At 63.8% G+C, this 20,066-nt stretch carries 16 protein-coding genes; 11 read left to right on the top strand and 5 right to left on the bottom strand.

What is annotated here, in order from left to right:
• Positions 1-38 precede the first annotated feature (38 nt).
• The 9 genes from ACVWZA_RS08195 (at position 39) to ACVWZA_RS08235 (ending at position 11,402) form a co-directional block, all read left to right on the top strand.
• Positions 39-1,757 carry a DEAD/DEAH box helicase gene (locus ACVWZA_RS08195; protein WP_457310701.1) on the top strand — a complete coding sequence of 573 codons (1,719 nt, stop codon included), beginning with the start codon at positions 39-41 and terminating at the stop codon, positions 1,755-1,757.
• Positions 1,758-1,925: 168 nt separating this feature from the next.
• The gene (locus ACVWZA_RS08200) at positions 1,926-2,387 is read left to right on the top strand and encodes a YaiI/YqxD family protein (protein WP_457310702.1); all 462 of its coding nucleotides are present in this window, start codon (positions 1,926-1,928) and stop codon (positions 2,385-2,387) included.
• A 137-nt stretch (positions 2,388-2,524) separates the two neighbouring features.
• Positions 2,525-3,724, top strand: a complete 1,200-nt coding sequence (locus ACVWZA_RS08205) for an efflux RND transporter periplasmic adaptor subunit (RefSeq protein ID WP_457310703.1) — start codon at positions 2,525-2,527, stop codon at positions 3,722-3,724.
• A 7-nt stretch (positions 3,725-3,731) separates the two neighbouring features.
• Complete coding sequence (locus ACVWZA_RS08210; RefSeq protein ID WP_457310704.1) at positions 3,732-6,923, top strand: efflux RND transporter permease subunit; 3,192 nt, start codon at positions 3,732-3,734, stop codon at positions 6,921-6,923.
• The gene (locus ACVWZA_RS08215; protein WP_457310705.1) at positions 6,920-8,398 is read left to right on the top strand and encodes an efflux transporter outer membrane subunit; all 1,479 of its coding nucleotides are present in this window, start codon (positions 6,920-6,922) and stop codon (positions 8,396-8,398) included. The genes ACVWZA_RS08210 and ACVWZA_RS08215 overlap by 4 nt, the downstream gene beginning before the upstream one ends.
• Before the next feature lie 51 nt (positions 8,399-8,449).
• Positions 8,450-8,809 (top strand): poly(R)-hydroxyalkanoic acid synthase subunit PhaE, encoded by a 360-nt coding sequence (locus ACVWZA_RS08220; protein ID WP_457310706.1) that lies wholly within the window; start codon positions 8,450-8,452, stop codon positions 8,807-8,809.
• Positions 8,810-8,932: 123 nt separating this feature from the next.
• On the top strand, positions 8,933-10,024 hold the full coding sequence (locus tag ACVWZA_RS08225; RefSeq protein WP_457310707.1) for an alpha/beta fold hydrolase: 1,092 nt from the start codon (positions 8,933-8,935) through the stop codon (positions 10,022-10,024).
• The gene (locus ACVWZA_RS08230) at positions 10,021-10,557 is read left to right on the top strand and encodes an N-acetyltransferase family protein (RefSeq protein WP_457310708.1); all 537 of its coding nucleotides are present in this window, start codon (positions 10,021-10,023) and stop codon (positions 10,555-10,557) included. The genes ACVWZA_RS08225 and ACVWZA_RS08230 overlap by 4 nt, the downstream gene beginning before the upstream one ends.
• A gap of 50 nt (positions 10,558-10,607) precedes the next feature.
• Positions 10,608-11,402: an esterase/lipase family protein gene (locus ACVWZA_RS08235; RefSeq protein WP_457310709.1), complete on the top strand. Its 795-nt coding sequence runs from the start codon at positions 10,608-10,610 to the stop codon at positions 11,400-11,402.
• 585 nt (positions 11,403-11,987) lie between these two features.
• Here the strand turns inward: ACVWZA_RS08235 and ACVWZA_RS08240 are convergent.
• The 4 genes from ACVWZA_RS08240 to ACVWZA_RS08255 form a co-directional block, all read right to left on the bottom strand.
• Positions 11,988-12,353 (bottom strand): phasin family protein, encoded by a 366-nt coding sequence (locus tag ACVWZA_RS08240; RefSeq protein ID WP_457310710.1) that lies wholly within the window; start codon positions 12,351-12,353, stop codon positions 11,988-11,990.
• Between the two features lie 175 nt (positions 12,354-12,528).
• The gene (locus ACVWZA_RS08245; protein ID WP_457310711.1) at positions 12,529-13,971 is read right to left on the bottom strand and encodes a WS/DGAT/MGAT family O-acyltransferase; all 1,443 of its coding nucleotides are present in this window, start codon (positions 13,969-13,971) and stop codon (positions 12,529-12,531) included.
• Between the two features lie 155 nt (positions 13,972-14,126).
• Complete coding sequence (locus tag ACVWZA_RS08250; RefSeq protein ID WP_457310712.1) at positions 14,127-17,327, bottom strand: bifunctional cytochrome P450/NADPH--P450 reductase; 3,201 nt, start codon at positions 17,325-17,327, stop codon at positions 14,127-14,129.
• A 98-nt stretch (positions 17,328-17,425) separates the two neighbouring features.
• Positions 17,426-17,566 (bottom strand): hypothetical protein, encoded by a 141-nt coding sequence (locus ACVWZA_RS08255; RefSeq protein ID WP_457310713.1) that lies wholly within the window; start codon positions 17,564-17,566, stop codon positions 17,426-17,428.
• Between the two features lie 332 nt (positions 17,567-17,898).
• Here ACVWZA_RS08255 and ACVWZA_RS08260 point away from each other — a divergent pair, with 332 nt between their 5' ends.
• Both ACVWZA_RS08260 and ACVWZA_RS08265 read left to right on the top strand, forming a co-directional pair.
• Positions 17,899-19,023 (top strand): hypothetical protein, encoded by a 1,125-nt coding sequence (locus ACVWZA_RS08260; protein WP_457310714.1) that lies wholly within the window; start codon positions 17,899-17,901, stop codon positions 19,021-19,023.
• An 80-nt stretch (positions 19,024-19,103) separates the two neighbouring features.
• On the top strand, positions 19,104-19,607 hold the full coding sequence (locus tag ACVWZA_RS08265; RefSeq protein ID WP_457310715.1) for a bactofilin family protein: 504 nt from the start codon (positions 19,104-19,106) through the stop codon (positions 19,605-19,607).
• A 7-nt stretch (positions 19,608-19,614) separates the two neighbouring features.
• Here the strand turns inward: ACVWZA_RS08265 and ACVWZA_RS08270 are convergent, their stop codons facing one another.
• Positions 19,615-20,064: an MAPEG family protein gene (locus ACVWZA_RS08270; RefSeq protein ID WP_457310716.1), complete on the bottom strand. Its 450-nt coding sequence runs from the start codon at positions 20,062-20,064 to the stop codon at positions 19,615-19,617.
• Positions 20,065-20,066: the final 2 nt, after the last annotated feature.

A 20,066-nucleotide genomic window follows, 5' to 3' on the forward strand; every position in this document is an offset into this window, starting at 1 on the left:
CCGTGGTGGCGGCGCAGCCATTCTATTTTGAGAGACTCATGCCCTTTTCCAATCTTCCTCCGCTTCTGTCCGAAGCGCTCACCGCACGCGGCTACGCCGCCCCTACGCCGGTTCAGGCCGGCGTGCTCGAACCCGAAGCGCTTGGCCGCGACTTGCTCGTGTCCGCGCAGACCGGCTCCGGCAAGACCGTCGCTTTCGGCCTCGCCATGGCGGCGCAGCTGCTCGAAGAGGATGGCCGCCTGCCGCAAGAGGGGCCGCTAGCCCTGGTCATCGCGCCGACGCGCGAACTGGCGTTGCAGGTCAGCCGCGAGCTGATGTGGCTCTACGCCAATACCGGCGGTCGCATCGTCACCTGTGTCGGCGGCATGGACGCATCGAAAGAACGCCGCGCGCTCAATCACGGCGCGCACATCGTGGTCGGTACGCCGGGCCGTTTGCGCGACCATCTCGAACGCGGCGCACTCGACCTGAGCAAGCTGCGCGTCGCGATCCTCGACGAGGCCGACGAGATGCTCGACATGGGTTTCCGCGAAGATCTCGAACAGATTCTCGATGGCACGCCGAACGAGCGCCGCACGATGATGTTTTCGGCCACCATCCCCAAGCCGATCGCGGCACTTGCCAAGCGTTATCAACGTGATGCGGTGCGTATCTCAACCGTGGGCGAAGATCGCGGTCATGGCGACATCACTTATCAGGCGGTGAGCTGTGCGCCCGCCGATATCGAGAATGTCGTGGTCAATCTGCTGCGCTTCCATGAAGCCGAAACCGCGATGCTGTTCTGCGCGACGCGCGACAATGTCCGCCATCTCCACGCCGGGTTGATCGAGCGCGGCTTCAGTGCGGTCGCATTGTCGGGCGAACATAGCCAGAATGAGCGCAATGCCGCGCTACAGGCGCTGCGCGACCAGCGCGCGCGGGTCTGCGTCGCGACCGACGTCGCCGCACGTGGTATCGATCTGCCGACGCTCAGCCTGGTCATTCATGTCGAACTGCCGCGCGATGCCGAAACCTTGCAGCATCGCTCGGGCCGCACCGGCCGTGCGGGCAAGAAGGGCACCGCGGTGCTGATCGTGCCCTATCCGCGCCGTCGCCGCGTCGAATCGATGCTTAAAGGTGCGCGGATCAACGCCGAGTGGATCAACCCGCCAACGCTCGAGGATATCAGCGCCAAGGACCATGAGCGGTTGCTCGTCACGCTGCTCGAGCCGGTCGAGGTCGACGACGACGATCGCGCGCTGGGCGCCAAGCTGCTCGAAACGCGTAGTGCGGAAGATATCGCCGCGGCGCTGGTGCGACTGCACCGCGCGCGTATGCCGGCGGCCGAGGAATTGCTCGGCCAGGGCGGCAACGACCCCGCGCCGCGCCAGGACGGTCATCGCCCCGGCTTCGAGGATATCGTCTGGTTCCGCATGGACATCGGCCGCCGCCAGAATGCCGATCCGCGCTGGTTGCTACCGCTGATCTGCCGCCGCGGCCACATCACCAAGACCGAGATCGGCGCAATCCGCATCTCTGCCAACGAAACGCTGTTTCAGATTCCGCGCGCGGTCGCGGCACGGTTCAATGCCTCGGTCCTGCGCACAGCTGGCGCCGAGGCGGGGGACGAAGGCGGCATCAATATCGAGAGCGTCCAGGGTGAGCCGCGTGAGGCAGAGCGCCGTCCGCGCCTGACGCCAAGCGCGCGACCCAGCGGCCCACCGACCGCGCGGCACAAGCCCAAGCCCTTTCGCCGTACGAATGACCGGCAGCGGTAAGCGCTGAGGTTCGCCGCTAATCCTGACCATCTGGCTGCTTGCTCGGCAAAGAACAGGCTCAGCTGAGGCACAGTTGGAAACGGCTGCCGCGCTTATATCTGACATCCCGACCAGGCCCCGGCGACCATCGGGGAAGTGCTCACTTTTCGGCGGAAGGACGTTTGAAATATGACCCATCCCGTCCGCATCCTGGTCGATGGCGATGCGTGTCCGGTCAAGGATGAGATCTACAAGGTCGCCTGGCGGCTCGAGGTGCCGGTCACGATCGTCGCCAACAGCCATTTCCGGGTACCGGACCATCCGCTGATCGAGCGCGTCGTAGTCAGTGACGGGTTCGACGCGGCGGACGATTGGATCGCTGAGCGCGCCGGTATGAAATCGGTGGTGATTACCGCCGATATCTTGCTCGCCGATCGCTGCGTAAAAGCCGGTGCCACTGTGCTCGGCCCGACCGGCAAGCCATTCACCGCCAATTCGATCGGCGCGGCGGTCGCGACTCGCGCAATCATGGCCGACCTTCGCGCCGGTGCCGTCGGCGATGCGATCGGCGGCCCCGCGCCGTTCGCCAAGACCGATCGGTCGCGTTTTCTGTCCGCGCTCGACGCGGCATTGATGAAGTTGCTGCGCTAAAAAATTGTCGCAAATTGTCGCATTCCGCGATTAACGATCGATATCAACAACCGGCAGTGCTTTGGTGGGTTTGACCGCGATAACGCAGGATGCGATCGCGCGTCGTCGGTCGTTTTCAGCGATGGGTAGGACATAGATTGCGTCACTTTACGCCGGCTCGAATATCGATAGCAGCGACTCTCGCCCTCACGCTCACCGCGTGCGGCGGTGGCGGCGCGCAGGAAAAGGGCGGGCGCCGCGGCGCTCAGGGAACACCGGAGGTCGGCTATGTCGTCGCACAGCCGTCAAGCGTACCACTCTCCACCGAACTGGGCGGTCGTGTCACCGCCTATCAAAGCGCGGAGGTTCGCCCGCAGGTTTCCGGCATCGTACGCCGCCGTCTATTTACCGAGGGCTCGATCGTGCGTCAGGGCCAGACGCTCTATCAGATCGATCCGAGCCTTTATGTCGCGGCGACCAACGAGGCGCGCGCCAATCTGGTCAGTGCCCAGGCCAATGCCGAAGCCACCAAGGTCAAGGCCGACCGGTTCCGCCCGCTCGCAGAGATCGAGGCCGTCGCCAAGCAGGACTATACCGACGCAGCCGCTCAGGCGCGTCAGGCTGCCGCCATGGTCGCGCAAAACCGGGCTCAGCTCGACACCGCACGGATCAACCTGCGCTTCACCAACGTGCCCGCGCCGATCACCGGGCGCATCGGCCGTTCATTGTTCACCGAGGGCGCATTGGTCACGGCGAGCCAGGCCGATCCGCTCGCCACGATCCAGCGGCTCGACCCGATCTTCGTCGATATTCAGCAATCCAGCGCCGACCTGCTAACCCTGCGGCGCGCGCTTGCTAGCGGCGGCGCCGTCCCGGCGCAGGCCATAGTCCGGTTGAAGCTGGAAGACGGCAGCGACTATGGACAGACCGGCACGGTCGAATTCTCCGAAGTGGTGGTCAACGAAAGCACTGGCACCGTCACGCTCCGCGCACGCTTTCCCAATCCACAAGGGCTGCTGCTGCCGGGCATGTTCACGCGCGCGACCTTCGCTCAGTCGGTCGATACCAACGCATTCCTCATTCCTCAGGCCGGCGTGAAGCGTGATCCCAAGGGCAATACGACGGTGTTGGTGATCGGCCCCGACAACAAGGCGGTCGAGCGCAAGGTGAAAGCCGAACGTGTTATCGGAGCGAATTGGGTCGTGACCGCCGGGCTGAGCACCGGCGACAAGGTGATTGTCGAGGGCACCGCCAAGGCCAAGGCCGGACAGCCGGTCAAACCGGTGCCCGCCGGATCACCGCAGAAACTGCAGGCGCCGACAAAATCTGGCGCTTCCGCCGCGCAGACCAAGGGCTGACCCACCGGTGATCTCACGTATTTTCATCGACCGGCCGATTTTCGCCTGGGTCATCGCGATCATCATCATGCTCGGCGGCTTGGGTGCCATCTACACGCTGCCGATCGAGCAATTCCCCGACGTGGCGCCACCCAATGTCAACATCCGCGCGAGCTATCCCGGCGCATCGGCGGAAACGCTGGAGAACAGCGTCACGCAGGTGATCGAACAACAGCTTACCGGAATCGACGGCCTGCTCTATTTCAGTTCGAACAGCAGTTCGCGCGGCCAGGTGACGATCACTGCGACCTTTAAAAAGGGGATCGACCCCGACATCGCCCAGGTCCAGGTGCAGAACAAGGTGCAGCAGGCGATCAGCCGGTTGCCGCAACAGGTCCAGCAACAGGGTCTGACGGTTACCAAATCCAATCCCGATTTCCTGCTGCTGGTGGCGATCTACGACCAGACCGACCGAGTCACCAATCAGGACGTGTCGGATTATCTGATCGCCAATTTCCAGGACCGGCTTGGCCGCATTCCTGGGGTCGGCGACACCAACGTGTTCGGCGCTCAATATGCGATGCGGGTGTGGCTGCGGCCCGACCGCCTCGCCGCCTATTCGCTGATGCCGAGCGACGCGATCAACGCGATCACCGCGCAGAATACCGAAATCGCGGCGGGTGAAGTCGGCGGCCAGCCGATGCCCGCGACGCAAATGCTCAACGCGACCGTCACCGCCCAGTCGCGCCTGCAGACGCCAGAGCAGTTCGCCAACATCATCGTCAAGACGGCGCGCGACGGGTCGATCGTGCGTCTGTCCGACATCGCTCGAGTCGAGCTGGGCGCCGAGAGCTATGCGGCAGTCAGTCGGGTCAACGGCCATCCCGGTGCGGGCATTGCGGTGTCGCTTGCCCCCGGTGCCGATGCACTGTCGACCGCCGAACTGGTCAAGGCCGAGATCGAGCATGCGGCAAAGTCGATGCCCGATGGCTATGTCTATGCCTTTCCTCAGGATTCGACCGCGTTCATCAAATTGTCGGTCGAGGAAGTGGTCAAGACGCTGGTTGAGGCGATCATCCTTGTCGTTATCGTCATGTTCGTGTTCCTGCAGAATTGGCGCGCGACGCTGATCCCGACGATCGCCGTGCCGGTCGTGCTGCTCGGCACATTCGCCGTCTTCTCGCTCGCGGGTTTTTCGATCAACACGCTGACATTGTTCGGCCTGGTCCTGGCGATCGGCCTGCTGGTCGATGACGCGATCGTTGTGGTCGAAAATGTCGAGCGACTGATGGACGAGAATCCCGACATGTCGCCGCGCGACGCAACGATCGAGTCGATGAACGAGATCACCGTCGCGCTGATCGCAATCGCGTTGGTGCTGTCGGCGGTGTTCCTGCCGATGGCGTTCTTCGGCGGGTCGACCGGCGTGATCTATCGCCAGTTCTCGGTCACCATCGTATCGGCGATGATCCTGTCGGTGGTCGTCGCGCTCGTCCTGACCCCCGCGCTGACCGCGACATTGCTGAAACGGCGCAGTGAAGAGAAGCAGGGCGACAGCTGGTTCGCGCAACAGACCCAGGACGCGCGCGACTGGTTCAACCGAAATTTCGAGAAGATGACCGATCGCTACACCAACAGCGTGGCGAAAGTGGTCGATCGCAAGCTGATCTTCCTGCTGATCTATGCTGGAGTGGTTACGCTGCTCGCATTGCTGTTCGTGCGCTTGCCGACTGGCTTCCTGCCGAGCGAAGATCAGGGCGCCGCCCAAGTCCAGTTCAACCTACCGCCGGGCGCGACCCAAGGCCGGACGGTCGCGGTTCAAAAGCAGGTCGAGCAATATTTACTCACCCAGGAAAAGGCCAATGTCAGCGTGCTGTTCACCAATGCCGGCGGCGGCGGCGGCGGCGCGAGCGGGCAGAATACCGGGCGCGGCTACCTTGCACTCAGCGACTGGGCCGACCGCAAGGGAAGTCAGAACAGCGCGCAGGCGATCACGCAGCGCGCGTCCAAGGCTCTGGGCGGGCTGCGCGACGCCGATATCTTCGTGACGGTGCCGGCGGCGGTGCGCGGCCTCGGCCAATCGGCCGGCTTCACCATGGAATTGCAGAATAGCGGCGGCCTGACCCGCGCCGATTTCAAGGCGGCGCGCGACAAGCTGCTCGCCGCCGCGCGCGCTGACCCAGACCTCGCAGCGGTCCGCCCAAGCGACCTTGAAGACCAGCCGACGCTCAAGATCGAGATCGATCAGCAGAAGCTAAGCGCGCTCGGCCTGAGCCAGGCCGACGTCAATGCGACGCTGGCGACCGCCTGGGGCGGCCGCTACGTCAATGATTTCAACGATCGTGGCCGGGTCAAGCGCGTCTATGTCCAGGGCGATGCGCCATATCGCCACAGCCCGGACGATATCGCGCAATGGTATGTGCGCTCGGCCGATGGCCAGATGGCGCCCTTCTCGGCCTTTTCGACCATTTCCTGGTCGACCGCACCGTCGTCGCTGCTGCGTTTCCAGGGCGTGCCCGCGTTCGAGATTCAGGGCCAGGCCGCACCGGGCAAGAGCTCGGGTGACGCGATGAACAAGATGGCGCAGTTTGCGGCACAGCTGCCCGGCACCTCTGTCGCCTGGTCGGGCTTGTCCTTCCAGGAGCGGCTGTCATCGGGCCAGGCGCCTTTCCTCTACGCCATTTCGTTGCTCGTCGTGTTCCTGTGCCTGGCCGCGCTGTACGAGAGCTGGTCGATCCCGGTTGCAGTGCTGCTCGTCATTCCGCTTGGTCTGGTCGGTGCAGTGTTCGCGGTCACGCTGCGTGGGTTGGAGAATGACGTATATCTGCAGATCGGCCTGCTGACCACGATGGGCCTTGCCGCGAAGAACGCGATCCTGATCGTCGAGTTCGCCGAACAGGCGGAGAAGAAGGGCAAACGCATCATCGATGCCGCGATCGAGGCCGCGCGCTTGCGCCTGCGCCCAATCCTGATGACCAGCCTCGCCTTCATCTTCGGCGTCCTGCCGCTGGCGATTTCGACTGGTGCCGGCGCGAACAGCCGCGTTGCGATCGGCACAGCAGTGGTCGGCGGCATGCTGACCGCGACGATCCTGGCGATTTTCTATATCCCGCTGTTCTTCGTGCTGGTGCGCCGCGGCACCCGCGACGTGCTGAAGAAACTTCACCATGAGCCGCATGATTCGCCGCCCGAAAGCCCAAAGCCGGAGGCGACGGCATGAAACGCACGGTCATTCTGCTGCTCGCTTCGGCCGCGTTGAGCGGTTGCGCGAGCATGGCCCCCGACTATGCGCGCCCCACCCTTCCCGTGCCCCCGTCCTGGCCAGTCGGCGACGCGTATCTGAAGCAAAGCGAGGCGACGCTGCCGAGCGTGTCGTACCACGAGATCTTCCGCGATACCCGGCTGCAGCGCATTATCGAGGAGGCACTGACCAACAATCGCGACCTGCGCGTCGCCGCCGCCAACATCGTCGCGGGGCGCGCGCAATATCGCATCCAGCGCGCCGACCTGCTGCCCCAGGTCGATGCTGGCGCCAGCGTCACGCGTGCCGATAGCGGTACCGGCCGGACCAGCAATGGCGGCAGCGCGGTCACCGGCGGCGCGCGGACCAATTACAGCGCCGATATCGGGATCACATCGTTCGAGATCGATTTGTTCGGTCGCATCCGATCGCTCACCACGGCGGCGCAGAACCGCTATTTCGCGACCGAGGCGGCGGCGCGTGCGACGCGACTGACGCTGGTCGGCGACATCGCGACCGCATGGCTGACATATGCGGCCGACCAGAGCCTGCTCAAGGTCGCACGTGACACAGCGGTCAGCGCCGAACGCAGCGTCAAGCTCACCAAGGCGCGGCTCGACGGCGGCGTCGCGCCGCGTACCGATCTCAGCCAGGCACAACTCGTCCTGGCCCAGGCCCAGTCCGATCTGGCCCAGCAAACCACTGCGCTCGCGCAGGATATCAATGCGCTGCAATTGCTGGTCGGTGCGCCGATCGACTCGTCGCTCTTGCCGACGTCGATCGAGGATGCTTCGAAGACCTTGGCCGAGCTGCCGGCGGGGCTCGATTCCGGCATATTGCTGCGCCGCCCCGATGTGCTCCAGGCCGAATATGAGCTGCGCGCGACCAATGCCGAGATCGGCGCGGCGCGGGCTGAGCTGTTCCCACGCATCGCCCTGACCGCGCTGTTCGGGTTCGCCAGCAACGCGCTGGGCGGTCTCTTCACCGGCGGTGCGTTCAACTATTCGGCCGCGCCGAGCGTCAGCTATCCGATCTTCCGCGCCGGTGCCGGGCGTGCCGGTGTCGAACAGTCCAAGGCGCGGCGCGACGCCGCGCTTGCGACCTACGAGAAATCGATCCAGACCGCGTTCCGTGAAGTCGCCGATGCGCTCGCGCGGCGCGGCACGATCGCCGCGCAAACCCGCGCGGCGCAATCGCTTTCGGCGGCGGCGTCCGACAATTACCGTCTGTCCGACGCGCGCTATCGCGGCGGAATCGACACCTTCCTGCAAAGCCTCGATGCGCAGCGTTCGCTCTATTCCGCGCGGCGTTCATTGGTCGCGACGCAGCTGGTCGGCGCGACCAATCTGGTCGATCTCTATCGCACGCTCGGCGGCGATGCGCAGCTTGACGCTACGGCGAGCGGGCCGGTTCCGGCAAATGCTGCACCCCGCGGGCTGATGCTGCGCGGATGAGGCGCAGCAAGCTCGCTTGACGGCGGCGCGCGGCGGGTGAAGGATACGGCCATGGCACTGCCTTCCACGCCCGATCCGTCCGCCTTCATGCGCGAAATGCTCGGCCAGTGGGAAACGATGGCCAATCAATTCGGCGGCGAGATGATGAAGTCGGGCGAGTTCTCGCGCGTCATGCAAGGTGCCAGCACGGCATCGATGAAGGCGCAGTCCGCTGCCCATCAGATGATGGACAAGGCACTCGCTGCGGCGAATATGCCGAGCCGTAGCGAGGTCGAGGATCTCTCCGCACGCCTTCGCGGCGTCGAGGAAACGGTGGGACGAATCGAAGCGCTGCTGATGGCGCAGGCGGGAATATCGCCACCGGGGCGCCCCAAGCCCAAACGGACTCGCAAGCCTCCGGCCAAAGGGTGAGGTTTCGCTCCCTTCCCGTTGCCCCTGCGAAAGCGGGGATCCCGCTTCTTCTGCTGGCTGCGGGGCACGGCAGCGAGACCCCCGCGTTCGCGGGGGTGACGAGCCCGATGGCTGCCGGCTGATTTGAGCGACGCCGCAGCCCCCGACCTGTTCGACCAGGCCCGTACCGCGTTCGACCGCGCCTTGCAGCGCAATTTCAAAGGCCTGGAATATTTCTCCTCCTCGGGGCCGACGCTCGGCGCCAGTCCCAAGGACCTGCTGATCCAGCGCGGCACGATGAACCTGTATCATTATCGTCCGATGTCGGACGAGGTCTATCGTGTGCCGCTGCTGCTGGTCATGGCGACGACCAATCGCGGTTATATCTTCGACATGGTGCCGGGGCAGAGTCTGGTCGAATATCTGCTCAAGGCCGGATACGACGTGTTCATGCTCGACTGGACGCCGCCGCGCCGGGACGAGAAGACGCTGACGCTGGCCGATTATGTGCTCGACTTCATCCCCACCGCGATCGCTCGCGTCCAACAGGAGACGGGCGAGGAGGATTTCAGCCTGGTCGGTTATTGCTTCGGTGGTGTGCTCTCGATCCTGTGGGCAGCGCTCAATCCGCCAATTTCTTCCAGGAATCCGGCGCCGATGAAGAATCTGGTGTGCTTCACCACACCCGTCGATTTCTCCAAGATGGAGATGTTCCAGGCCTGGGCCGACAAGCGCTTCTTCGATGTCGACAAGCTGGTCGACACGTTCGGCAATTGCCCGGCGGACTATCTCTACACCGCGTTCGACATGCTGCGCCCGGGTGCACGCATCGCCGGCAATATCCGGCTGCTCGACAATCTGTGGAACGACGAATTCGTCAAATCATTCCGTATGTTCGATCGCTGGGCGAGCGACACGTTACCGCTGGCGGGCGAATATTTCCGCGAGACGACCAAGAAACTGATGTGGGACAATCAGCTCCACCACGGCACGATGGAGGTCGCCGGGCGCCCGATCGACCTGTCCGCGATCACCGCGCCGTTCCTGCACGTGACGGCGGAGCATGATCACATCGTCCCCTCCGCCGCGTCAGCGCCGCTGATCGAAAAGGTCGGATCCACCGACAAGGAACAGGTGACAATGAAGGGCGGGCATGTCAGCCTTGTCGCCGGGGGCAATGCGATCAAGCGGCTATGGCCAAAACTGATCGACTGGCTGGGGGAGCGATCGACATGAGCCATCATATCCGCCGGTTCGCGGCGGCCGATCGCGACGCCATGCTCGCCTTTGCCGAAACCCTGCCGGAGCACGACTTGCTGTTCCTCGGTCGCGATCTGAAGCATCCGCGCGTGGTCGAAGCCTGGATCGCGGCAATCGAGGAAGGCTGGATCGACAGCCTGGTCGCGGAGGATGGCGGCAAGTTTGTCGGCACCGCCGCATTGGTGCGCGATCCGCTCGGCTGGAGCGCGCATGTCGGCGAAATCCGCTTGCTCGTCTCACCGGGCAAACGTGGCGTCGGGCTCGGCCGCGACTTGCTCGAGGCGATCTATAGCGTCGCACTGGAGCGCGGTGTCGAGAAGCTTACGGCGCAGATGACCCCCGACCAGATCGGGTCGGTGATGCTGTTCGAAAGCCTCGGTTTTCGTGCCGAGGCGCTGCTGCGCGACCATGTCCGAGACCGCGCCGGCAACCCGCACGATCTCGCCATTCTCAGCCACGACATCGCGCGCGTCGCGGCACAGCACCGGGCCTTCGGCCTGGAGGAATGAACAATATTGGCGTCTGGCGCATTTAGACCGGAGTTTCGGAAAGGAATTTGATGGCAAGTCAGGCACATAATGGCGAAGCGATCCGCGCGCCGTCCGCGCTGCTTGCATTGACCGAGCTGCCCCGGGCGTTGGCCGAATTCGGTTCGCTCGGCCTTGCCGCGCCGATCCTTGCCACCGCGCCGCGCGGCGACGGGCACCCGGTGCTGGTTCTGCCGGGCTTCGTGACCTCCGATATGTCGACTGCGGTGTTGCGCAATTTTCTGACTGGTCTGGGTTATGAAGCGCATGCCTGGGAGCTCGGGCGTAACCTTGGCCCCAAGGCGATCGGCCGCGAAGGCGAGAAGCTCGTGGCCCGGCTGAAGGCGGTTCACCAACTGACCGGGCAAAAGGTCAGCATCGTCGGCTGGAGCCTGGGCGGCGTGATGGCGCGCCAGCTCTCACGACGAGCGCCTGAAACCGTGCGACAGGTCATCACGCTCGGTTCGCCCTTTACCGGCTCACCACGCGCGACCAACGCCTGGCGTGCCTATCAAATACTGACCGGACATCATGTCGATAGCGAAGATGCGCAGTCGCAGATGCGCGAAAGCGAGGCACCGCCGCCGGTACCCTCGACCTCAATCTTCACGCGCGAGGACGGCGTGGTCGCGTGGCAGAATTGCATCGAACCGCGCGATGCGCAGACCGACAATATCCAGGTCCATGGCAGCCATTGCGGCCTGGGCGTCAACCCGGCGGTGCTCTACGCCATCGCCGACCGGCTAGCGCAAGCGGATGGCGACTGGCGTCCGTTCGAGCGGAGCGGACTTCGTGCTCTGGTCTATCCGTTCGCCGGGCACGCTTAGGGCCGACCTGCACCTCGCGCCCCGAGTGTTATATCAGACGCGGTGATAGCGGCTCTGGTGGTGTTCAGCGTTTTGCGCTCGTCGCTCAGTGGCAATGCTGTTTCGACACTGAGAAAGAGCGTGCCGATATAGACCCGGCAAGTGATGACATACAGGGTCCCGGGCGGTGGTTGAATCGTCGCTGGCGGCAGGCTCATGGGTTGGCGGCAGGAGATATGTCACACCGGTATGTGTCATGTCTTACCGCCGCTGGATCGACGAGGCGCATTACATAATATCATTATATATCAAATACTTGACTTATTAAACTATGCGTAAAATCAGACCGGGGTTCCGCTCGCCCCGAGCTTGTCCAAGGCATGGGCAGCCGCCAGAGCAAATGACGCGGCATGCGGGAAGGCCACGTACGCCTCCCCGCTCGATCGAGTTCAACCCGGCGGGCCTATTTGCCCGCCTGCTTGTTCAAATTGCCGGCCTTCAGGCAGTCCCGGCCTTTAAACAGTCATAGTGCACCACCTTGCCAGTCTTCGTGATCCGGCGCTCGCACGGAATGCGCGGCCGATCGACCGTCCTGGAACGAAATGCTCAATCCTTGCCGCGCAGCGGCCCGACCGCATCCTTGCCGAACTGCATGATCAGGTCGCCGATCTCGCGCGCCTGGCCCATGCTGCGGCTGCCCTGATCGCGCAGGAAATCGCCCTGGATCTTCATCACCTCAGACAGATCCTTGGCGCTCGCCGCGGCGCGCATCGCGGCAAATGCCTCACGCGTGTTCGCCTCGGCCTGGTCGAGCATCTTCATGCCGACCGCCGAGCTGCCCTCGGCAAATTTCTTGCCTGATGACTGCATTGCCTCGCCGGCCTTTTTCGCCGGATCGATCACGCGTTCGTTGATCGTATCCCGAACCTTTTCACCAACACCCTTGTCGGTGGTGCTTTTCTTGTCGGCCATCATTTTGCTCCTTGCTTGCGGACTGCCGGTTTCCGGCTTGTAGCGGCCTGCTTGACCGCGGGTTCCCTGGGGGTAGCGGATTTCGCTGGCGCAACTTTGGACTTGGCTGCAGTCTTGGGCTTCGCCGCGTATTTGGGCTTCGCCGCGTATTTGGGCTTCGCCGCTGGGGCCGATTTTACGGCCTTGGGTTTGCCGCAGGGGCACCCGTTGTCGCCGCCTTCAACGCCTCGAACGAAGACCTGAGCGCCGCCGCGTAATTCTGCGGATCGGGCATCATTTCGCGGTCGCATGTGAACGAGATCGCGATCGTATCGCCATATGAATAGACCGGGTTGATCAATCCCATCGAATCGAACACCGGCGCCGTGCCGTACATTCCGACCATGCGCGCGCCGCAGAAATACATTGGCACGCGGCTGCCCGGGACATTGGTGACGACCGTGTTGAACACCGGCGCATGCGTGTTGGCTGCCCCGACCCGCGTGTAGAGCCGCGCTGCCAGCCCGGCGAGACCGGACGGAATCAGCTGGCTGTAATCGGCCAGCGTGCGTGCGCCGACCGCATTGGTCATCGCCTTGGAATTGACCGCCTGGTCATGGACATATTGCAGCCGCTCCAACGGGTCGGCGATATGCGTGCCGAGCGGGATGACCATCGCCGAGACGAGGTTGCCGAGCGCCGCCTTCTCGCCCTCACCACGGACCGAAATCGGCGCCATCGCGGTCAGCGACTCCTTGGGCAGCTCGCCCTTGTCGTCGAGATAGTGCCGCAGGCCGCCGCCGACGATCGCCAGGATCACGTCATTGACCGTCGCATCGGCGACTGCCTCCTTCATCGCACGGATATCGGCAAGCTTGAACGGCACCGCATCCCACACCCGGTGCGCCGACACCTTGCCGTTGAAGCGAGTCTTCGGCGCCATCTTCGTGTTGGCGATGCTGACATCGCCTTTGCTCACCGTCGCAGCAAGCTTGGCCATGCCGGGCAGCGACCGGCCGATCGTCTCCATCACGCGCATCGGCTGGCGCAGCGAATTGAAATAACTGCGCGTCAGCAGGTCGGCGACATTGGGCATATTCTCGGGCCGCCAATCATCGGCCTTTTCCGGTGGCTTCATGCTGGCGTCGAGGTCATGCACCGCGGCCGACATCTCGACCCCCGACATGCCGTCGATCGCGGCGTGATGGACCTTGGAAACGAGTGCGAAACAGCCCGGCGGCAAGCCTTCGACATTGTCGAGGCCCTCGACGATGGTGAATTCCCAAAGCGGCTTGTTGAGGTCCATCGGCCGCGAATGCAGCCGCGCGACCTGGATGCATAACTGCCGCCAATCGCCCGGCTTTGGCAGTGCGATGTGGCGGACATGGAATTCGATGTCGAATTCCGGGTCCTCGATCCAGTAAGGATGATCGAGGTCGAACGGCACCCGCACCAGCCGCTGGCGGAAACTGCGCGCGCCGCCCAGCCGGCTCTCGATGAAGCTCAGTACATCCTTGAACCGGACGAACCCGCCCGGTGCGGTCGACGGGTCGTAGATGCCGACCGAGCCGATATGCATCGGCGTATGCGGCGTTTCCAGATAGACGAACGAGGCGTCCTGGCCCGACAGTTGCAGCATCACTCTCTCCCCTGGTTCCTCCCCGGCACGGGAAGGGGGACCATGCGAAGCATGGTGGAGGAGGCGGGCCGCAGGCGTCACTCTGTCTGGCTCACCCCCTCCACCATTCGCCGAAGAAGCGAATGGCCCCCCTCCCCGTGCCGGGGAGGATTATTTTACTTGCCGAACCCGAACACGTCCTGGTGGAAACGCCCGTCCTCAATCAAAGTCTCAAGCCATTCCGATCCTTGCGCATGTTCGTCGCCGACCTGCTGCATCTGGATGTGGATCAACGTGTCGCGCACCGCCGGCGCCATGAAGCGCCCGTCACCGCACAGATAGATATGCGCGCCGGCCTGGATCGCCGCCCAGACGCGCTCCTGTTCCGCCCACAATGCGTCCTGTACGAACTTCCACGGATGGCTCTCAACCGCGGAGAAAGCGAGATAGGGATCGATCACGCCTTCCTTTGCCCAGGCCTCGACCTCATCGCGGCAGAACCAGTCATGGTCGGGATGGCGGCAGCCGAAGAACAACAGGCTTTGCGCGACCTCTTCGCCGGCCGCTTTCTGGCTGCTGCGTTCCTGGATGAAGCCGCGCAGCGGCGCGAAGCCGGTGCCGGGACCGATCAGGATCATCGGAACGGTCGGATCGACGGGCGGCGCGAAAGGCGGATTGGGACGCCGGACATAACCGAACACATGATCGCCCGCCCCGACGTTTTGCATATAGCCACTGGCGAAACCGCGATGCTCGCCAAGCCCCGACCAGGCCGGGGCCGCCATCGTGCCGACGATCAGGTCGGCGACGTGCGGATCGACCAGCGGGCTTGACGCGATCGAATAGAAGCGCGGGGCGATTGCCGCCGATAGCTCGACCAGGCTGTCGAGCGACAGTTCGGCGGCCGGATGTTGATCGAGCAGGTCGAGCAGGGTCAGCCTTTTGCCCGCGACTTCCGCCTCGTAATTTTCCTCGACCTGCGCCAGCTCGCGCTTGGTATTGGGGCAGCGCGTTTGCGTCGCGATCACGCCAAGCGCGCGCCTGGGCAACGGATCGGACAGTTCGACGAAATCGGTCAACAGCTGCCGTACCGTCACGGTCTGGCCGAGCGGGAGGTGCTTGAACCGCCCACCCTGCCCGTCAACCCGCAGCTGCGCTGCACCGGCCAGCCCGAGCCGCTCGATCGCGCGCGTGACCAGTTCGGGATGGTTGCGCGCATAGACCGCGATATGATCGCCGCTATGATAATGCTGCCCCTCGGGCAGGCGAATGCGGATGAAGCGAGTCGAGGGCCGGGGCGGCTCCTTGGCGAAATCCCACAGGCCATCGGCGGGCAGGATCATCTCGTCATTGGCGACGATCTCCAGCCGCTGGGCGTGTTCGGGCAATGCCTGGGCACGCACCTCGGACGTATCGACGACCTGCAGCGACAGGGTCGATGTCACCTCGCTCGGCGCAGTCTCGCTGCCCAATGCCTTCCACAAGTCGCGCACGAAGCCGGCGACCGCCCCATCGAAATCGCCCTGCCCATCGGCTTCCGCGCGTGGCAGCAACCGCGTCGCACCGGCCGCCTCGATCGCGGCGTCAACACGCTTGGGAAAATTCTGGTAATTGGGCCATTGCGAATTGCCGATGCCGAGCACGGCAAAGCGCGCGCCTGACCAATCGGCCCCATCGAACGCGCCGGCATCGAGCCCGCGCTCGACCTCGACCGCGCTGTCCGGGGCGCGGCCATTATAGGTCGCGGTGACCACGACGATCACCTTGTCCTCGGGTTCCGATCCGCCCTTGAAGCTCTCGTCCATCGACCGGACGACCGTCTCGAACCCGTCCAGATTGGCACGCTCGGCTATTTCGTCGGCGATATCGCGTGCGGTGCCCAGGCTCGATCCATAGATCACCGCGAAACGCTGACCCGAGCCCGATACCGCCGCGACCGGCGCATCTTCATTCGCCACCACCGGCTCAGGCGCCGCCGCGATCCGCTCATGCGGCTGGCGCAGACGCACCCGCATGTAGAATTCGTCGGGCTTGATCGACAGCGTCTCCTTGATGCGCAGGCGATAATTGTGCGGATCACTGATCGCGAATTTCTGCAGGATCATGGCAAGTGCCATCTTCGCCTCGACCATTGCGAACTGCCGCCCGATGCACGCGCGCTCACCATTGCCGAACGGTTTGTAGGCGTGCGGGTGCCGCGTCGCTTCGGCCTCCGGCAGCCAGCGGTCGATGTCGAACTCGTCCGGATCCTCCCATACGCGGGGGTCGCGGTGCAGTCCGGGCGAGAAGACGTTGATCGGGCGATCCTTGCGCACCGGATAATGGCCGCCGATCACCTCATCCTCATACGGCGCGAGCGTGAAGGCGGGCGCAGTCGGCCAGAGCCGCATCGCTTCCTTAAGGATACGCTCGATCACATCCAGCCTGGCGATATCGCTGTAATCGGGACGCTTGTCGCCCGGCAGAACGCGGTCGACCTCGGCATAGGCCTGCGCCAGCACATGTGGATGACGCAGCAACAGATGCTGCGAAAAGGTCAGCAGGCCCGATGTCGTCTCATGCCCGGCGATCAGGAAGGTCAGCACCTGATAACGGATGTTGATATCGTCCAGCCCCTCACCCGTTTCCGGGTCGATCGCGCTGACCATCAGGTTGAGCAGATCCTTACCGTCGTTCGGGTTCCTGCGTCGTTCGGCGATGATACCGTCGACCAGCGCGTTCATCTCGGCAATGTCGGATTCATACTGCCGTTCGGCCTTTTTGGCGAAGCGCTGCTGGATCGGCATCCGCGTGATCATGTTGAGCGATTCGCCGAGCACCCGCGCCAGCGCTTCGAGGAAGCTGTCGAGTTCCTCCTTCTCGAAACTGTCGAAACGATGCCCGAATCCGGCGATCGCGATCGAATCCAGCGTGAAGCGCGTCATGTCGTCGGCAACCAGCACATCGGTGCCCGACAACCGGCTCCATTTCGCGACCATCTGATCGGCGACCTCGATCATCATGTCGTAATAACCACGCATCGCTCGCTGGCTGAACGCCGGGAGCAGAATGCGGTGCGCCTTGCCCCAATTGGGTTCTTCGCTGAATGCGGTGAACAGTCCGTCGCCGGCGAATTTGCGCACCACGCGCAGGCCCGGCCCGGGCATCTTGCGGAAGCGGGTTTCGTCGCACAGTTCCGCGACCAGATCGGGGCTGGTGACGAACAGGCCGACGCGACTGCCGAATTTCAGCTTGAAGATACCGCCCGGAAATTCGCGGCTGACGCGCAGCAGATAACCGATCAGGCCCGACCGGGCGATCTGATGAAGATGTCCGACGACCGGCAGCCCTGGCGGCGACGGTATCGTCGGCCGATCAACCGCGGGAGCTGTCGCCATCCATCACCTCCGGTATTTTGCTTGCAGCACATCAACACAGTGCAAGGCCCCGCGCAACCGAAGCGGCCGAACAAGTCCGGGAAAGCGACCCGATCCGGTCAGAGCCCGTGTTCGCCCGCCTTGGCCGAAATATCCGCCCCCGGCAGGTCGATCCGCCGCACCCAGCCATCCTCCGTCTTTACCATGCTCGCGCCGCATCCGATGCACACGCTGCGCCACATCTTTTGAACACGCCGCACATTATTGCCATCGCGATGATGGTGCCCAAATCTGCAGGCGATTTTCTGAAACACCCCGATTCTCGGGGCCATCCTTTTTGCTTCTGTCACCGCAACCCCTCAGTCGTTCCGGCGCTCAACCGGCTTGCCCGTTTTCGAGACGAGCCGAGCCTAACGTGCCGACGAGCCGAAGCGAAGCCGAAAAACGTCGGCGGTAAGATTTAAGCGAAGCCATTAACGCGCTTTCAACACGGCCCGTGCCAGATGGCGCAGCAGCTTCAGAAACAGCTTTGGAATCAGGGCTTTTTATGTCAATCGGCGGCCGGTCCCGGCCTGCATCTCAGCCAGCACAATTGCCCCATGTCGCCGCGACATTGGGCGTGTCGGCGCTGATTCTGATCGGACTCTGGCCGCTCACCGGCAACGACATGGCCAGCTTTCTGCTGCCCTGGTTCGACCATATCGTCGCAACCGGACCCGTAGCCTCCTTCTCCACTCCCTTTTCGAACTACAGCCCGCCCTATCTTTATCTGCTGGCAGCGACCACGCCGTTTGCCGCCGTCCTGCCAGCGATAACGCTCATCAAGCTGCTGTCGCTGCTCGGCACCGCCGCGCTCGCGCTTGCCGTGCGCCATCTGCTGCGCCTGCTCGGCGTAGCGGACGCCAACCGCGCCGCCGCGCTGGTCTTCGCCCTACCCAGCGTCGCGCTCAACGCCGGGCTGATGGGCCAGTGCGATGCGTTCTGGGCCGCCCCATGCGTCATGGCGCTGGCCACCGCACTGCAGCGCCGGCACATCGCGATGCTTGCCTGGTGCGGTATCGCGCTCGCCTTCAAGGTGCAGGCGCTCCTGGTCGCGCCCTTCTTCCTCGCCCTTTTGATCAACCGCCGTGTGCCGATCCGCCTTTGGCCAATCGCGCCACTTGCGACCGCGGCAATGATGCTCCCCGCCTGGGCGGCCGGCTGGCCTGTCGCCGACCTCGCGACGATCTATCTGCGCCAGGCCGATACCTATAATGCCCTGTCGCTCAAGGCGCCTAATATCTGGGCGATCCTGCAGGCGCTGCCACTTGACGGCCTGCCCCTGCAAGGCCTCGCCTTGGCCGGCGCGATCGGCGCAAGCGCCGTCTATATCGCCCGCTTTTCGGCCCAGCCGCTGACCGATAGGACAATCGTCTCCGCAGCCTTGCTGGCCACATTGCTGACCGCAGGCATGCTCCCGCGCATGCATGAGCGCTATTTCTTCCTCGCCGACATTCTCGCCCTGGTCATGGCTCTCGTCATCCGCGACCGGGCCAGTGTGCGTATCGCGTTGCTGATTCAGACCGGATCGGCGCTCGGCATCGTCGGCCATTTCAGCGGTATCGATGCTCCGGCGATGATCGGCGCGTTCGCAATGATCGCGGCAACCGTCCAGCTCGCTCGTCCACTGCTAAAACCGGCGGCGAACGACAATCCCCTTATCGCGCGTACGGCCTGACGATCTTCGTTGCGGCAAGGGGCTCAATTCATGTTACGTCCACGCCCGGTTCGTGGATTCGAAAGCGGGGGTTCAATTCGATGTTCAACAGCAACAAGGGCACGCGCGACACCAGCGCGGCTCTTCCGACGGCGGCGCAGCTCCAGGCATCGGGCGCCAAGCGCGGCATGTTCTCGGTCCTAGGTCCCGATGTCGTCGTCACCGGCAATATCACGGCGAGCGCCGACCTCCATATCGACGGCCGGGTAGAAGGCGATGTCGATTGCAACAGCCTGGTGCAAGGGACCGACAGCAATATCGTCGGTTCGGTAAAGGCCGACACCGCGCGACTGGCCGGAACGATCGAGGGCTCCGTTTCGGTGCGTCAGCTGACCATCGAGCGCGCCGCGCGGATCATCGGCGATGTCGAATATGAAACGGTCTCGATCGAGAATGGCGCGTCGATCGACGGTCGCCTGAAGCATGTTGCGGCCGACGCCGGCGCGCGTGTGTTAGACCGGGCCGCGCCGACAATGCCGACCCTGGTCAGCGCGCCGAACGAGGACCAGCGCCTTGTCGGTTCCAACGACGTGGCAGCGGCCTGACGCGCCGTCAGGCGATGCGCGAAAGCGTACTTGCCGCCCCCAGCATATCGACGAAGAAACCGATCCACATCGCCATCAGCACCGCGCACGACGCCACATAGACCATGAAACGCGGCTGAATCTTTTTCGGGCCGATATGAATGAAGCTGTGGACGGCACGCAGCACGACATAGATCCAGGCGAGGATCACCTGAATATGGCCGGCCTGGTGCGTGATCATCAGCAGCGGGACGAGCGCGAAATACATCACCGGCATCTCGAACAGATTGGCGAGATTGTTCGCGGGCGCCTCGACCGGGCGGAAATAGCGCAGTGCCGCCTCGCCATCGGCAAAGTCGCGCGCGGTCGGTGGATTGCGCTTGATATGACCAAGGCGCTGCAGGAACATGGTGAACCAGACAATGCAGATCAGCGCGACCAGCGCAAAGCTTGGCCATAGAATCGCGATGATGGTCATGT

This window comes from Sphingomonas sp. UYAg733 (assembly GCF_054057355.1).

Coding starts and splice junctions, on each gene's coding strand:
- ACVWZA_RS08195 (WP_457310701.1), top strand. CDS start 39: ATGCCCTTTTCCAATCTTCCTCCGCTTCTGTCCGAAGCGCTCACCGCA.
- ACVWZA_RS08200 (WP_457310702.1), top strand. CDS start 1,926: ATGACCCATCCCGTCCGCATCCTGGTCGATGGCGATGCGTGTCCGGTC.
- ACVWZA_RS08215 (WP_457310705.1), top strand. CDS start 6,920: ATGAAACGCACGGTCATTCTGCTGCTCGCTTCGGCCGCGTTGAGCGGT.
- ACVWZA_RS08220 (WP_457310706.1), top strand. CDS start 8,450: ATGGCACTGCCTTCCACGCCCGATCCGTCCGCCTTCATGCGCGAAATG.
- ACVWZA_RS08230 (WP_457310708.1), top strand. CDS start 10,021: ATGAGCCATCATATCCGCCGGTTCGCGGCGGCCGATCGCGACGCCATG.
- ACVWZA_RS08235 (WP_457310709.1), top strand. CDS start 10,608: ATGGCAAGTCAGGCACATAATGGCGAAGCGATCCGCGCGCCGTCCGCG.
- ACVWZA_RS08240 (WP_457310710.1), bottom strand. CDS start 12,353: ATGGCCGACAAGAAAAGCACCACCGACAAGGGTGTTGGTGAAAAGGTT.
- ACVWZA_RS08245 (WP_457310711.1), bottom strand. CDS start 13,971: ATGCTGCAACTGTCGGGCCAGGACGCCTCGTTCGTCTATCTGGAAACG.
- ACVWZA_RS08250 (WP_457310712.1), bottom strand. CDS start 17,327: ATGGCGACAGCTCCCGCGGTTGATCGGCCGACGATACCGTCGCCGCCA.
- ACVWZA_RS08265 (WP_457310715.1), top strand. CDS start 19,104: ATGTTCAACAGCAACAAGGGCACGCGCGACACCAGCGCGGCTCTTCCG.
- ACVWZA_RS08270 (WP_457310716.1), bottom strand. CDS start 20,064: ATGACCATCATCGCGATTCTATGGCCAAGCTTTGCGCTGGTCGCGCTG.